Genomic DNA, 14,573 nt, shown 5'->3' with positions numbered 1-14,573 from the left:
TGCGCGCCACCCAACTACAGGAGACAGGTTTCATGACGAGCAAGACGTACCGCATTGCGTGCATTCCCGGTGACGGTATTGGCAAAGAGGTGATTCCCGCAGGGCAAGAAGTGCTGCAGGCCCTGGCTGCGTCACAGCCCGACCTGGCGTTTGAATTCACCAGCTATGGCTGGGGCGGCGACTGGTATCGTGCCCACGGCGAGATGATGCCCGCTGATGGGCTGGCGCAATTGCGGGACAAGGACGCCATCCTGTTCGGCTCGGCGGGCGACCCACACATCCCCGACCACATCACGCTATGGGGCCTGCGCCTGAAGATTTGCCAGGGGTTTGACCAGTACGCCAACGTGCGGCCCACCCGCATCCTGCCCGGCATTGACGCCCCCCTCAAGCGCTGCGCGCCGCAAGACCTGGACTGGGTCATCGTGCGCGAAAACTCCGAGGGCGAGTACGCCGGTGTGGGCGGCCGCGCCCACCAGGGCCATCCCATCGAGGTGGCCACCGACCTGAGCGTGATGACCCGCGCCGGGGTGGAGCGCATCATGCGTTTTGCCTTCCGCCTGGCCCAGTCGCGCCCCCGCAAGCTGCTCACCGTCATCACCAAAAGCAATGCCCAGCGCCACGCCATGGTGATGTGGGACGAGATTGCGCTACAGATCAGCCAGGAGTTTCCTGATGTGAAGTGGGACAAGGAGCTGGTGGACGCTGCCACCGCTCGCATGGTCAACCGCCCGGCCACGCTCGACACCATCGTCGCTACCAACCTGCACGCCGACATCCTCTCGGACCTGGCCGCCGCGCTGGCGGGCAGCCTGGGCATTGCGCCCACCGGCAACATCGACCCCGAGCGCCGCTACCCCAGCATGTTCGAGCCCATCCATGGCTCGGCCTTCGACATCATGGGCAAGGGCCTGGCCAACCCCGTGGGCACGTTCTGGAGCTGCGTGATGCTGCTCGAACACCTGAGTGAGTACGCCGCCGCAAAGCGCCTGATGGCCGCTATCGAGCAAGTCACCGCGGACACCAGCCTGCACACCGGCGACCTGGGCGGCAAGGCCACCACAGGGCAGGTGACCCGTGCTGTGTGCGAGCGACTGGCCACCGCTGCCTGATTCCTCCTGCATCCATTTTCCCCGCCAATACGCTCCCGACAAGAGGTGCGAGGGTGGGGCACCCCTTCACAGAACGATATTGGAGACAAGCCATGACGACGACCCTGCAATCCCCCAAGCGCCATACTTTGCGCCACTTGGCAGGCGCTGCCCTGCTGTGTGCTTTGGCTACCACGGCCGCAGCCCAGGCCTGGCCCACCAAAGCCGTCAGTCTGGTCGTGCCCTTCCCCGCCGGGGGCACGACGGATGTGCTGGCCCGCGCGCTGGGGCAAGAGCTGGCCAAAAGCCTGGGCCAGCCCGTCATCGTGGAGAACAAACCCGGTGCAGGCGCCACGCTGGGCGCCGACTTTGTGGCGAAAGCCAAGCCCGATGGCTACACCCTGCTGATGGGCGCTGTGCACCACACCATTGCCACCAGCGTGTACCGCAAGCTGGCGTACGACTTTCAAAAAGACCTCGCCCCCATCACCACCGTGGCCATGGTGCCCAACGTGCTGGTGGTGCAGGCCGACAGCTCCAGCCGCACGGTGCCCGAGCTGATCGCCCAGGCCAAGCGCGCCCCGGGCAAGCTCTCGTTCGGCTCCAACGGCAACGGCACGGGCCAGCACCTGATTGGCGCGCAGTTTGAATCCATGGCCGGGGTGCAACTGCTGCACGTGCCCTACAAGGGTAGCGGCCCCATGACCACTGACTTGCTGGGCGGGCAGATCAGCATGTCGTTTGACACCATCACGCCCGTGCTGCCCCACATCAAGGCGGGCAAGCTGCGCGCACTGGCTGTGACCACGGCCAAGCGCTCGGCTGCGCTGCCCGATGTGCCCACGCTGGACGAAGCCGGGCTCAAAGGCTTTGACCTGGGCACCTGGTTTGGCGTGCTGGCCCCCGCAGGCACGCCCAAAGACGTGGTCACGCGGCTGAACACGGAGATGGTCAAGATCATCCAGTCGGCCGACTTTCGCAAGAAGATGGACGACATTGGCGCCGACCCCATCGGCAACACGCCCGAGCAAATGGCCCGCCAGATCAAGGACGACACCGAGCGCTTTGCGCGCCTGGTGAAAGAGGCCAAGGTGGTGCTGGAGTAACGCAACTGTGCGCTGAACGTCCAGCGCAGAGGATTCCCAAGAGCGGCTCACAAAACTCAGCGTAGCGGTGCTGGCTAGGCGCTGCGCCGCAGGCAGTACGAGTGGTACGACAAGACGCAGCAACGACGCCAGAAGAGTTTTGTGAGCCGCTCTACGCCACAATGGCCCACCATGACTTTGCCTGATCCCCACCAGAACCCCACCGCCTTCCTGCGCCACCTGTACGACGTGGCGGTGCAAAGCGCCCAGCCCCTGCAGGGGCTCCAAGCCCATCTGCCCGCTGTGCCTAAAGGCCGCACCCTGGTGCTGGGCGCGGGCAAGGCCGGGGGCTCCATGGCGCAGGCGCTGGAGGCGCTGTGGCCTGCCGATGCACCGCTCAGCGGCCTGGTCGTCACCCGCTACGACCACATCCCGCCCCGACCGGCGGGCCTGAAGCAGCGCATTGAAGTGGTCGAGGCCGCTCACCCCGTGCCCGATGCCGCAGGCCTGCAGGCGGCCGAGCGCATGCTGGCGCTCACCCAGGGGCTCACGGCCGATGACTTGGTGATCTGCCTCATCTCTGGCGGCGGCTCGGCCTTGCTCACGTTGCCTGCCGACGGCCTCACGCTGGCCGAGAAACAGCGCATCAACAAAGAACTGCTGGCCAGCGGTGCCGCCATTGGCGAGATGAACTGCGTGCGCAAGCACCTCTCGCGCATCAAAGGCGGGCGGCTGGCTGCGGCCTGCGCCCCGGCACGCTTGGTCACCCTCACCATCAGCGACGTGCCGGGCGACGACCCCTCCATCATCGCCAGCGGCCCCTCCGTGCCCGATGCCAGCACCTGTGCCGATGCGCTGGCGATTCTGGACCGCTACCGCATCACCGTGCCTCCCGCCGTGCGCGCGGCGCTGGAAGCGGGCCTGCTCGAAACTCCCAAGCCCGGCGACGCCGTGTTTGCAGGCCACGCCGTGCACCTCATCGCCACCCCCCAGCAGTCGCTGGAAGCGGCTGCCCGGGCCGCCCGTGCCGCAGGCTGGGCTGCACACATCCTGTCGGATGAAATAGAAGGCGAATCGCGCGAAGTGGGCAAGGTGCACGCCGCCCTGGCCCGCGCCGTGGCTCAGCGCGGTGCGCCGTTTGAACGACCCTGCGTGCTGTTGTCAGGGGGCGAAACCACCGTCACGGTGCGCCCCCGCCCCGAGGGCTCTTCCAAAGGCCGGGGCGGCCGTGCGGGTGAGTTCTGCATGGGCCTGGCCCAGGCTCTGCAAGGCCAAAGCGGCGTGTGGGCCCTGGCGGCTGACACCGATGGCATCGATGGCGTGGAAGACAACGCGGGCGCCATCGTCACGCCGGACACCTTGGCCCGTGGCCGCGCCCTGGGTTTGCGGCTCGACGACCACCTGGACCGTAACGACGCCTATGGCTACTTCAGCGCTTTAGGTGATCTGGTGGTGACAGGGCCTACGCACACCAATGTGAATGACTTCAGAGTGCTATTGATTTTGTAGCTGCTTGCGCTTGTGTATCAAGCGCCAGGTGCCAAAAAGGCTTGAAGCCCGGGCCGACTCAGGTGGCCAAAGCCTGTTCCACCGCAGCCTTGGCGTCTTCCAGGCTGCTGAAAAAGCTCATGGGCTGCGGCGTGGCCCTGGGCAAGTGGGCTGGTGGCTGCCACAGGCGGTCACCCATCCAGGTCGCCGTCCATCCGCCAATGTCTTTGCCCTTGAGAATGCAGACTGGCTGCCCGTTGAGGTTCGCCACCCAGCTGGTGGGGGGCTGTGGTGTCCAGGTAACTGTCATGGTAAGTCCGTGGGGTGGCTATGCCCCAGTGCAGGGGCCGTGGCAGCCGCGTCGGCATTCTGGACAACCCTGAGGAACGGGGCTTGCGCGCGGGTGGGCGGTGGTGTGGGGGCGGCACTGATCCGGCACATCCACCGAGCAGCGCACAGGCGGGGCAGGGCCGCCCCCGGGGTCATGCCGCTATGGGCGCTGCGACCGTGCTTCCTCGTCAATCACCTGCTGCACTTCACGGTAGAAGTTCTCGCGCGCCTCTGTGGCCTGGGGGTCGCGCGCCCCGTGGGCCCAGTTGGCGTTCGACACGATCACCAGCTTGCGTTGGGGGTCGATGAAGATGCCTTGGCCGAAGATGCCGCGGGCCGCATAGCTGCCGTCGTCATAGGTCCACCACTGGTAGCCATAGCCGCGCCCGGGGCGGCCAATGTCGGCGCGCTTGGTGGTGGCCTCGGCCCACCAGCTCTCGGGCACGATGCTCTGGCCGTTGACTTGTGCGCCATTCAGGATGAACACGCCCAGGCGGGCATAGTCGCGTGGCGATGCCTGCACGCAGCAGCCGCCAATCTCCTTGCCGGTTTTGCTCAAAAGCCAGGTGGCCTGCTGCTCCATGCCTGCCGGGCCCCACACTTTTTCTGCCAGGTAGGTGGCCAGGGGCTTCTTGGTGGCCTGCTGCACCAGGGTGCCCACCAGGTTGGTCTCGCCCGTGCTGTACAGCCAGCGGGTGCCTGCCGGTACATCGCGCGGTAGCTTGCGCATGTAGCTCACCAGCGCTTCCACGCCGGGTTCGGGCTGGTGGTTGTTGAACTTGGCCACGTCTGAATTCGGGTCGGCGTAGTCTTCATTCCACTTCACGCCAGATGTCATGGTCAGCAGTTGCCGAACGCTCACATCGTCGTAGGCAGAGCCTTTCAGCTCGGGGATGTAGACGCTGACCTTGTCGTCCAGGCTCTGGATGAAGCCATCTTTGACCGCAGCGCCCACCAGGGTGGAGGTGAGCGACTTGGCCACAGAAAAGCTGGTCCAGCGGCCAGCGCCATCAAAGTCCAGGCCATAGCGTTCCAGCCGCAGCTTGCCGTCGTGCACCACCAGCAGCGCAGCGCTGCGCTGGCCTGCCATGTAGGCATCCACATCGCTCTTGAGCTTCAGGGGCGGTCCTGGGGGCAGGGGCGATGGCGTGCTGCTGGCGGGCACCACGTTGGCCTTGGCCAGCAGCGGGATGCGGTCCAGCGCGCGGAAGGCGGCGTCGCGTTGCGGCTGCGTCCAGAACAGCAAATCGCGGTTGGTGGGCACGGTGGCCAAAAGCCCGCGCGTTTCCTTGTCCAGGCTGAACCAGCCGCCCACGGCGGCGGCCGCCACAACGACCAGTGTGCCCAGCACTACTTTTTTCAATGCCACGTTTGTCTCCTTAGGGTGCCCAAAGCCTGTAACCCGCAGTACACATTTCGCCGCATGTGTGGTGTCTTGCGCTGCGGGCGCGGCCCGTTTTGTTGATGTTGCCGAGTGTGCATCATCGCGTGCGGACAGAGTGTCGGGAGGTGCACACAAGCCCGACATCCGCGCAGTGGATTGACCGCCGTGCGGCGACCTGCAAGCTGTGAGGCACCCCTCTGCACAAGGCCCAGTCCATAAAAAAAGGGGCCGCAGAATGTGCGGCCCCTTTTCTGCGTTGGCACCAGCCGCCTGTCAGCGCTGGTGCTTTGGCAGTTTTCAGTACCCCAGCGTCTGCCCATCGGGGTTGCGTGGATCAGAGTAGCCATACAGCATCCCGTTGCGGATCTGGATGGTCTGCGTGCGGCCCATCGATGGCTTCACTGCGATGTTGTGGCCGCGTTGCTTGAGCAGGGCCAGCGTGTCGGGCGAGAGGCCCTTTTCCACGCGCAGTTCGTCGGGCGTCCACTGGTGGTGCACGCGGGGGGCTGCGGCGGCTTCGGCGGGGTTGTTGCCAAAGTCAATCGTGTTCACCACGGTTTGCAGCACTGTGGTGATGATGCGGGCGCCGCCGGGGCTGCCGGTCACCAGGGTGGGCTTGCCGTCCTTGAGCACCAGGGTGGGCGTCATGGAAGACAAGGGGCGCTTCTTGGCGGCCACGGCGTTGGCGTCGCCGCCGACCAGGCCGTAGGCGTTGGCCACGCCGGGCTTGGCGGCAAAGTCGTCCATCTCGTTGTTCAGCAAGATGCCGGTGCCTTTGGCGACGATGCCGCTGCCAAAGTTGGTGTTCAGCGTGTAGGTCACGGCCACGGCGTTGCCCGCCTTGTCCACCACCGAGTAGTGGGTGGTCTGGTCGCTTTCATACGGCTGGGGTTGGCCGGGCTTGATCTCTTTGGCAGGACGAGCGCGGTTGGGGTCGATGGTCTTGGCCAGCGATTCGGCGTAGCGCTTGGAGGTCAGGCCCTTGAGTGGGATCTTCACAAAGTCGGGGTCACCCAGGTATTCAGAGCGGTCGGCATAGGCCAGCTTGCTGCTTTCAGCCATGTGGTGCAGCGTTTGCGCACTGTTCTGGCCCCACTGTGCCAGGGGCCACTGCTCCAGCATGTTCAAAATCTGCACCAGGTTCGTGCCGCCGGAAGAGGGTGGGGGCATGGTCACCACCTCATGGCCACGGTAGGTGCCGCGCACAGGTTCGCGCTCGGCCACCTTGTATTCGCGCAGGTCTTGCAGTGTCACGGCGCCGGCGTGCGGGGCCATTTCGGCGGCAATCTTCTGGGCGATGGCGCCTTCATAGAAGGCCTTGGCACCTTGCTGCGCGATCAGGCGCATGGATTGGCCCAGGTCTTTTTGCACCAGCAGGTCGCCGCGCTTGAGGGGCTCGCCGTTCTTCCAGAAGATCTCGGTGGTGGCGGGCCACTTGCCCATGTTCTTTTGCTCTTGGCGCAGGATCTTGGCCAGGGTTTCGCTCACAGGGAAGCCCTTTTCTGCCAGCGCGATGGAGGGGGCAATCACCTTGTCCAGCGGCATGGTGCCCCATTTCTTCAGGGCATGCTCCATGCCGGCCACGGTGCCCGGCACGCCCACGGCGTAGTGGGTGTAGAGCGACTTGCCGTTGATGACATTGCCCTTGTCGTCCAGGTACATGTTGCGTGTGGCCTTGATCGGGGCCACTTCGCGGAAGTCCAGCGCCACGGATTTGCCCGTCTTGGCGTCGTGCACCATCATGAAGCCGCCACCGCCAAGGTTGCCTGCGTTGGGCAGGGCCACGGCCAGCGCAAAGCCAATGCCCACGGCGGCGTCCACCGCGTTGCCACCGGCTTTCAGAATATCGAGCCCGATGCGCGAGGCCAGCTCTTGCTCAGTGGCCACCATGCCGTTGTTGGCCACCACGGGGTGGAACACGTCCATGTCGAAGTCATACGCTGCGCTGGCGGCTGCGGCTGCGGCAGCGGATGTCTGTTGCACTGCAGCAGGCGCGGTGGACGCTTGCGGCGGGGTCGCACTGCAGGCCGCAAGGCTGGCCAGGGCCAGCGCAAGGCTGGCGGACAGCAGGGTTTGCCGGATGTTCATGGGTTTGCCGCCTTAAAGAATGGGTGGCACAAGTGTAGGTTGTCTGCGGGGCTTTGGCGGGGTGTGGGCCGCCAGGGGCCGTGGCACGAAACTGGCTTCAGCACCGGCTGCGGATGTACAGAAACTGTATACACTTTGCCGTCAGCGCACGGCGGCCGCTGCACCACTTTGGATGCCTGCCAACCACCTCGCGGAGATACGGAGATACCTATGGGCCTGAGCACCCACGTTTTAGACATCATGCACGGCTGCCCCGCTGCGGGCATGGCGGTGCGCCTGTACGCCACCCAGAGTGAGCAGGCCACGCTCGTCAAGTCACTGGTGCTGAACCACGACGGCCGCACCGATGCGCCCCTGTTTGACAACGCCAGCCTGCGCGCGGGTACGTACCGGCTGACGTTTGATGTGGCAGGCTACTTCAAAGCCCGGGGCGTTGCGCTGCCCGAGCCGAATTTCTTGAACCAGGTGAGCCTGGACTTTGGCATTGCCCATGCCGACCAGCACTACCACGTGCCGCTGCTGGTCAGCCCCTGGAGCTATTCGACCTACCGGGGGTCTTGAGCCCGGGGGCAATGCAAGCAAGCGCTATTTATTCGATAGCTGCTTGCGCTTTTTGAGTGCGCCTTTCAGTATCTTTTGACCTTGCAAGGCAGGCGATGAAAGCGCTGGCAGCTCCTGCTTTCATAGCGGCAGATGGGTCAGAGCTGGCCTTCGGTCAGGGTGTCGAGCTGGAAATTGCCGCTCTTGTCCCACAGCCAGGTGTCGGTATACGTCACCTTGCCCAGGCGGCTGGGCGTGGGGTAGGGGGCGGCAGCGCGCACGGTGCGTTCAATCTCGGCCACCACCTCGGGCGCGTGGCGGGGGGCGCGGGTCCAGTGCAGGCGGGTTACGCGGCCCTGGCGGTCAATGTCCACTTCCAGCACGCCAATGGCGTACAGCATGGGCGGCAGCTTGCCCTTGTAAATGCGCTGCTGGTTGTGGCTGTACAGATGGCTGGCAGCGTCCTTGCGGTAGTCGCGCGGGGTGGCTGCGGCAGATGCCTTGGGTGCAGGCATCGCGGCAGGGCCGGCCGCGGTGTCCCGGCTGGGCATTTTGCTGTCTTGTGCCGTAGGGGCCTGGGGCGGAGGCGACTTACAGGCTGCCAGGGCGGCCATGGCGCTGGCCAGCAGCCAGCGCAACCAACTGGTACGGTTGCCTTGGGCGCGCGTGGCGCGCTGGGGTGGAATGGATGGCATGCTGGTGGGAGAGTCAGGCAACTCGAAACGCAATGGCTGCGTGCGGTAACGCCGCGCGCAGCCTTCAAGGTGAAAGGGCCGATGTGACGGATGTAGGTTTGCTGGTGGCCGCGCTGAACAAGGGCGCAACCGCGTGGCTGGTGAGCGTGAAGTCTACCGAAGGCTCGGCCCCAAGGGAACCCGGGGCCTGGATGGCGGTGCTGGCCGACCGCGTGATCGGCACCATTGGCGGTGGCCACCTGGAGCACCAGGCCATGGCCGATGCGCGCCGCCGCCTGGCGGGCGAGCCTGGCGAGCCGCAGGTGCGCTATGCCCTGGGCCCCGCCCTGGGCCAGTGCTGCGGCGGCGTGGTGCACCTGCAGTTTGAGCCGCTGGGCCCGGCCGATGCCGCCAGCCTGCCCACCCGCCTGCAAGGCCCGCGCACGCCCGTGGCCCTGTTTGGCGGCGGCCATGTGGGCCACGCCCTGGCGCGAGTGCTGGCGCCGCTGCCTTTTGCGCTGACGTGGATCGACAGCCGCGACGGCATCTTCCCGTCCCATCCGCCCGAGGGCGTGGTCTGCGAGCATTCCGAGCCCGTGCACCTGGCCGTGCCCACGCTGCCAGCGGGCTCGCGCGTGCTCATCATGAGCTTCAGCCACGCTGAAGACCTGGACGTGGTGGCCGCGTGCCTGCGTCGCCAGCGGCAGCAGCAGGATTTGCCCTTCATCGGCCTGATTGGCAGCAAGACCAAGTGGGCCACTTTCTCGCACCGGCTGGCCGAGCGTGGCTTTAGCCCGGCCGAGCTGGCACAAGTGACTTGCCCGATTGGCGTTCCCGGCATCCACGGCAAGCAGCCCGAAGTGATTGCCGTGGCGGTGGCTGCGCAATTGCTGCAGACCCTGACGCCGTAAGAACCTGCGCCAGTGATTTGAAACGCACGGAATCTGGAACAATTCGTGCATGCACCTTCGGGTGTTGTCAGTAAGTTTTGGTCGCAGCGGTGCCCCGGCCCGCTGGCCCTTCTTGTATGGAGAGGTCAGCCAGCCAAGGTGCGCGACCTGTGTGTTCTGCTCAGAGCGCCCGCAGTGGTGAGCAGGTTTGCAGCGCCGCGCGCTGCCGAGGTTGAGATATGGAAAGCTATGTTCTCGACTGGGCCAACCTGCTGTTGCGCTGGGTCCACGTCATTACCGCCATTGCCTGGATTGGCTCGTCGTTCTACTTCGTCTTTTTGGACAGCAGCCTCACGCCACCCGAAGACGAAGACCTCAAAAAGCAGGGCGTGAGCGGTGAGCTGTGGGCCGTGCACGGCGGCGGGTTCTACCACCCGGTCAAGTTCGCCGTGTCGCCACCCAAGCTTCCGGGGCATCTGCACTGGTTCTTTTGGGAAAGCTACAGCACCTGGCTCAGTGGCTTTGCGCTGTTCACGGTGTCGTACCTCTACAGCGCCAGCACCTACCTCATTGATAAATCGAAGATGGACTGGGCGCCCGCCACCGCCATCATCGTGGCGCTCGCCTTCTTCGTGGTGTTCTGGCTGCTGTACGACGCCATCTGCCGCATCTTTGGCCAGCGCAAGAACGGCGACGCCATCGTGGGTGCACTCGTCTTCGTGCTGGTGTGCGTGGCCTCGTGGCTGGCCTGCCATTGGTTTGCAGGGCGCGCGGCCTTCCTGCTGGTGGGCGCGATGATTGCCACGGCCATGAGCGCCAATGTGTTCTTCTGGATCATCCCCGGCCAACGAACGGTGGTGGCGCAAATCAAGGCGGGGCAGCCAGTGGACCCCATCCACGGCAAGCGCGGCAAGCAGCGCAGCGTGCACAACACGTACTTCACGCTGCCGGTGCTGTTTGCCATGCTCAGCAACCACTACAGCTTTACCTGGAACCACCCGCAAAACTGGCTGGTGCTCATCCTGATGATGTTTGCGGGTGCCGCCATTCGCCAGTTTTTCGTGATGCGCCACGGCTACAAGCTGGGCCGCAATGGCAACCCGCTGCCCTACGCGCTGGTGGGCGTGGCCGTCATCGTGGGGGCCATGGTGTGGATGCGGCCTGCTCCTGTTTCAGTAGCTGGCAGCGCAAGCGCTACAAGCGCTGCAGGCCAAAATGATGCAAAGGCTGATTTTGCTATGGTGCGGGGTGTGCTGGAGCAGCGCTGCTACACCTGCCACGGCGCGCAGGTGCAGATGAAGAACCTGCGGCTGGACGAGCCGGCCCTGGTTCGGCAAAACGCCCAGGCCATCTACCAGCAGGTGGTGGTGCAAAAGCTGATGCCCATGAACAATGCCACGCAGATTACCGATGCTGAACGCGCGCTGATTGGCCGCTGGTTTGAGGCCGGGGCGCTGGTGCCTTGACGGGTGTTTTTCAGATGCTGGCCGCGCTCACGCCACCAGCATGTTCAGGTCTGCGGCGGGCATTCCGGTGTGCAGCACCAGGCCGGTGGCGGTTTGCTTGGCTTCGTGCTTGGCGGTGGCGGCCACGTTGGCCACTTCTTCCGCGTGGCGAAAGCGCCCTGGCGTGACGTGAACCGCACCCACCGCCAGGGTGGTGCACGGGAAGAACCTGCGCACGCCGTGCCGGTCTTCAGAGTGGATGCCGCCAGACCGCCGGGCTGATTCGTCAAACAGGGCCAGCGCTTCGCGTCCAAAGTCCTGGATGATGTTCTTGCAGCGCTGGCGCCAGTTGCTGCTCTGGAAGATGAGCATGAAATCGTCCCCACCCACATGGCCCACAAAGTCGCGCCGCGCATCGCAGTGCATGGTGGCCAGGCGCGCCACCAGCCGGATCATCTGGTCGCCGCGCCAGTAGCCGTAGTGGTCGTTGAAGGGCTTGAAGTGGTTCAGGTCGGCGTAGCAGGCCACGAACTCGGTGCCGTTGTCCAGCAGCCGCTGCATGTGCAGGCTGATGGGGATGTTGCCCGGCAAGAACGTGAGCGGGTTGGCGTGGCGGGCCGCTTCGATGCGCGTTTCGGTCACGGCGCGCACCAGTTGGTCGCCCGTGCCCAGGCCGATGTAGCGGCCGTTGTCCGTCACGATGTAGCCGTCGCTCAGGTAGCGCTGGTCTTGCGATGTGAGGATGCCCATGAGCTGCTCCACATCGCAGTCTTGCTCCACCACGCGCGGCGCAGTGTTGGCAAACGCCAGACAGGGCTTGCGCCCGTGCACCTCGCGGAAGTACAGCGTGGCGTAGTGGTTCATGAACTGCTGGCGGTTGATGAGGGCCACGGGCTGCGTGCCGTCCACCACAGCCAGGGCGTGCAGTTCGGTGCGTTCGTGGAACATCGCGGCCACCGCGTCATTGGTCGTGGTGGGGGTGACGGGCGGGGCCTGCACCACGCGCAGGCTGCGCAAGATGCTGGGGCGTGCGGTTTGCCCCAGGTGCGGCAGCACGGCCACCCGGCGGTCGTGCAGCACATCCAGGGCCGGACCCTCGATGGTTTCACGCGCCATGGCTGCGGGCCGCCCCAGCAGCCAGCCCTGGCCGTAGGGTATGTCCAGGTCCCGCAGGGCGCGCAGGTCGTCCTGGGTTTCGATGCCTTCGGCGACCAGCGTGGTGCCAAACACATCGGCAATGCCTTTGATGGCTTGCAGCATCTGCAGGTTTTCGGGGCGGTCGCTGATCTCGCGGATGAAGTACTTGTCGATCTTCACGAAGTCGGGCTTCACCTCGGACCACAGGCGCAGGCTGGACCGGCCATCGCCAAAGTCGTCCAGCGCCATGCGGGCGCCGCAGGCGTGCACCGCGTCAATGGCTTCGCGCAGCAGGGGCATGTTGGTCACGCGCTCGTGCTCGGTAATTTCCAGCACCAGCATCCGCGCATTGAGGCCGCAGCTGCGCACCGCTTCGCCCAGCTTGGCCATGCCCACCATGCCCACGCCGTGGACCAGAGCGTCAGCGCTGATGTTCACGAACAGGCGCCCTGGCGTGGCCTGGGCGCTCCATTGTTCCAGCGCGGTGAAAACGCAGAACAGTTCGAAATCCTGCAGCACGCCCTCGGTGCGGGCCTGCGCCAGCAGGGCGTCGGGTGCGTGCCAGGGGCCGCCCTGGGGGCCTCGGATCAGTGCCTCATGGGCATAGACGCTGCCCTCGCGCAGATCGGCAAGGGGCTGAAAAACGCAATGCAGCGCGCCATCGCGCATCAAGCCCGCCAGCGGGCCTGTGCCATGGCGTGCAGCGGGCGACAGTTGCGCCACCATCGCTTCCCGTCGGCTGCACTGTGTGTTTTGCATCGCTTGTGTTGAATCCCTGAGCAGGGGCTGACGATAGCGGCGGCTTGTGACACGGTAGTTACAAGTGGCAAAAGAGGGGTGAGGAGCCTTCTCCAGGCTGCGGTGGGCGCTGTAGTTCTTGGTTTGCTATTAAATGTATAGCTGATTGCGCTTTGTTATTAAGCGCAAGATGCCAATTTGTCTTGTGTGTTTACAGACTGCCTCGGCGCACAACCGCCCAAGAAAAAGGGGCCTGAAACAGGCCCCCTGGCAAATCGTGATGGAGCAGACGAGCAGCCGCAGCGCGCTGCCCGCCCACCGCAAGCTGCTTTAGAAACGGTGGCGAATGCCCACGCCAAAGCTGGTGCCAGAGGTTTGGTTGGTGATCTTGTCGCCCATGAACATGGCGTACACGTCGGTGCGCTTGGACAGGAAGTGGTCGTAACCCACGGTGTAGGTCTTGCGGTTCACATTGGTTTGCGACAGGTCGGTCTTCACCCATTCGACCAGCACCTTGCCCGCGGGGCCCACGGGCACCGAGGCGCCCAGTTGCACGGTCTTGGCCTTGTTCGGGTTGTTGTCGGCCTTGGCCTGGCCATAGCTCACAAAGGGCTTCACCACGCCGAAGTCGTAGGCGCCCAACAGCATCCAGTCCTTCTTGGTGGTGCCAAGGTAGCTGCCTGCGCCGGGGTTGCTGATCTGGTCGCGTTCATAGAAACCGGTCAGCGTCAGCGGGCCGCCAAAGTAGAAGAAATTGGCACCCACGTTCTTCTTGCCGTTGTTGCCGGCCTGCTCGCCAAACTGGTACTGCAAGTTGGCCTTGAAGCCGCCGATGTTGGGTGTGCTGTACACCAGCTGGTTGCTCCAGCCCGTGTCAGACGGCGTGGTGGCGCCCCAGCCTGTGCCGTTGAACAAAGGCACGTTCATGTGCAGGATCAGGGGCGAAAAGGTGAACGAGTCGCCCAGCGGGTTGCCCACCACGGAAGGCAGGAAGTTGGGGGCCATCCAGCGGCCCAGCATCACCGAGCCAAAGCTGCCCGAGAGGCTGACGTTGGCGTCGCGCGAGAAGAAGGTGTCGTTGGCGAAGCGGCCCTGGCTGCCAGTGTCCACCTTGATGAACGAGGTCAGCTGGAAGTTGGCCTTGAGGCCGCCGCCCAGGTCTTCGGTGCCCTTGAAGCCAAACCAGGATGTGGTGAGGCCCCCGCTGTCGACCACCGACTTGCGGCCTGCATCGCCGGAGTTTTTGATGGAGCCGGCAAACACATCGACCAGACCGGACACTTCAACCGAGCTTTGGGCATGGGCGCCGCCAGCGCACAGCAGCACACCGCCCACCGAAAGGGACAGTGCCAACAGGTTTTTTTTCATAGGTTCTCCTGGGTTGGGAAGGGTTGTAAACAAGGAAAAAAACAAAGAATGCCGCGGGAGTTGCTCCATTGCGCTATCGGCCGCTGTGGCGCTGCCGATGGCCGCTTGGTGGCGCACTTCGCCTGCATACCAGAAGGCTCAGCAAGTTTTGTGCCCTGGCTTTGCATCCCGGCGGTTGCATATTGTCACTTTTGGCCGCAGGGGTCGGCACCGTAAGAGGGCGTAATGCGCTGAATGCACCGAATTGAGCACGGGCTGTGCGTCCACCCAAGGGGCATGGCTGCTGGCTTTGAGCTAATCGGGGTGGGTTCCGCG

The 14,573-nt window shown here is 64.7% G+C and carries 12 protein-coding genes; 6 read left to right on the top strand and 6 right to left on the bottom strand.

All coding sequences use genetic code 11. From position 1 onward, the window contains the following. Positions 1-32: 32 nt before the first annotated feature. The 3 genes from PQV96_RS13860 (at position 33) to PQV96_RS13850 (ending at position 3,685) form a co-directional block, all read left to right on the top strand. Complete coding sequence (locus PQV96_RS13860; protein WP_273623216.1) at positions 33-1,112, top strand: tartrate dehydrogenase; 1,080 nt, start codon at positions 33-35, stop codon at positions 1,110-1,112. Between the two features lie 92 nt (positions 1,113-1,204). Then, a complete protein-coding gene (locus PQV96_RS13855; RefSeq protein WP_273623215.1) occupies positions 1,205-2,197 on the top strand; it encodes a tripartite tricarboxylate transporter substrate binding protein in 993 nt (330 codons plus the stop codon). A 171-nt stretch (positions 2,198-2,368) separates the two neighbouring features. Continuing rightward, on the top strand, positions 2,369-3,685 hold the full coding sequence (locus tag PQV96_RS13850) for a glycerate kinase type-2 family protein (protein ID WP_207374560.1): 1,317 nt from the start codon (positions 2,369-2,371) through the stop codon (positions 3,683-3,685). A 58-nt stretch (positions 3,686-3,743) separates the two neighbouring features. Here PQV96_RS13850 and PQV96_RS13845 read toward each other — a convergent pair whose 3' ends face one another. The 3 genes from PQV96_RS13845 to ggt all read right to left on the bottom strand — a co-directional run bounded on the left by PQV96_RS13845 (position 3,744) and on the right by ggt (position 7,466). Continuing rightward, positions 3,744-3,974, bottom strand: a complete 231-nt coding sequence (locus tag PQV96_RS13845) for a hypothetical protein (protein WP_207374559.1) — start codon at positions 3,972-3,974, stop codon at positions 3,744-3,746. Positions 3,975-4,154: 180 nt separating this feature from the next. Continuing rightward, positions 4,155-5,363, bottom strand: coding sequence for a serine hydrolase domain-containing protein (locus PQV96_RS13840; RefSeq protein WP_273623214.1), 1,209 nt, complete (start codon positions 5,361-5,363; stop codon positions 4,155-4,157). Positions 5,364-5,675: 312 nt separating this feature from the next. Continuing rightward, positions 5,676-7,466, bottom strand: coding sequence for a gamma-glutamyltransferase (ggt, locus tag PQV96_RS13835; protein WP_273623213.1), 1,791 nt, complete (start codon positions 7,464-7,466; stop codon positions 5,676-5,678). A gap of 210 nt (positions 7,467-7,676) precedes the next feature. Here ggt and uraH point away from each other — a divergent pair, with 210 nt between their 5' ends. Continuing rightward, positions 7,677-8,027, top strand: coding sequence for a hydroxyisourate hydrolase (gene uraH, locus PQV96_RS13830; RefSeq protein WP_273623212.1), 351 nt, complete (start codon positions 7,677-7,679; stop codon positions 8,025-8,027). A 137-nt stretch (positions 8,028-8,164) separates the two neighbouring features. Here the strand turns inward: uraH and PQV96_RS13825 are convergent, their stop codons facing one another. Continuing rightward, positions 8,165-8,632 (bottom strand): hypothetical protein, encoded by a 468-nt coding sequence (locus PQV96_RS13825; RefSeq protein ID WP_207374573.1) that lies wholly within the window; start codon positions 8,630-8,632, stop codon positions 8,165-8,167. Positions 8,633-8,784: 152 nt separating this feature from the next. Between PQV96_RS13825 and xdhC the strand changes: the two genes are divergently transcribed. After that, a complete protein-coding gene (xdhC, locus tag PQV96_RS13820) occupies positions 8,785-9,591 on the top strand; it encodes a xanthine dehydrogenase accessory protein XdhC (RefSeq protein ID WP_273623211.1) in 807 nt (268 codons plus the stop codon). A gap of 218 nt (positions 9,592-9,809) precedes the next feature. Further along, positions 9,810-11,036 carry a urate hydroxylase PuuD gene (locus PQV96_RS13815; protein WP_273623210.1) on the top strand — a complete coding sequence of 409 codons (1,227 nt, stop codon included), beginning with the start codon at positions 9,810-9,812 and terminating at the stop codon, positions 11,034-11,036. Positions 11,037-11,063: 27 nt separating this feature from the next. On the opposite strand, the gene PQV96_RS13810 is transcribed toward PQV96_RS13815, so the two are convergent. Both PQV96_RS13810 and PQV96_RS13805 read right to left on the bottom strand, forming a co-directional pair. Next, complete coding sequence (locus PQV96_RS13810) at positions 11,064-12,911, bottom strand: phosphodiesterase (protein ID WP_273623209.1); 1,848 nt, start codon at positions 12,909-12,911, stop codon at positions 11,064-11,066. 309 nt (positions 12,912-13,220) lie between these two features. Then, on the bottom strand, positions 13,221-14,258 hold the full coding sequence (locus PQV96_RS13805; protein WP_273623208.1) for a porin: 1,038 nt from the start codon (positions 14,256-14,258) through the stop codon (positions 13,221-13,223). Positions 14,259-14,573 lie beyond the last annotated feature (315 nt).

It is taken from the genome of Acidovorax temperans (genome assembly GCF_028596105.1).
GTDB lineage: Bacteria > Pseudomonadota > Gammaproteobacteria > Burkholderiales > Burkholderiaceae_C > Acidovorax > Acidovorax temperans.
The sequence above is the reverse complement of the archived record's forward strand: the minus strand, read 5'-3'. Positions and strand labels throughout refer to the sequence as shown.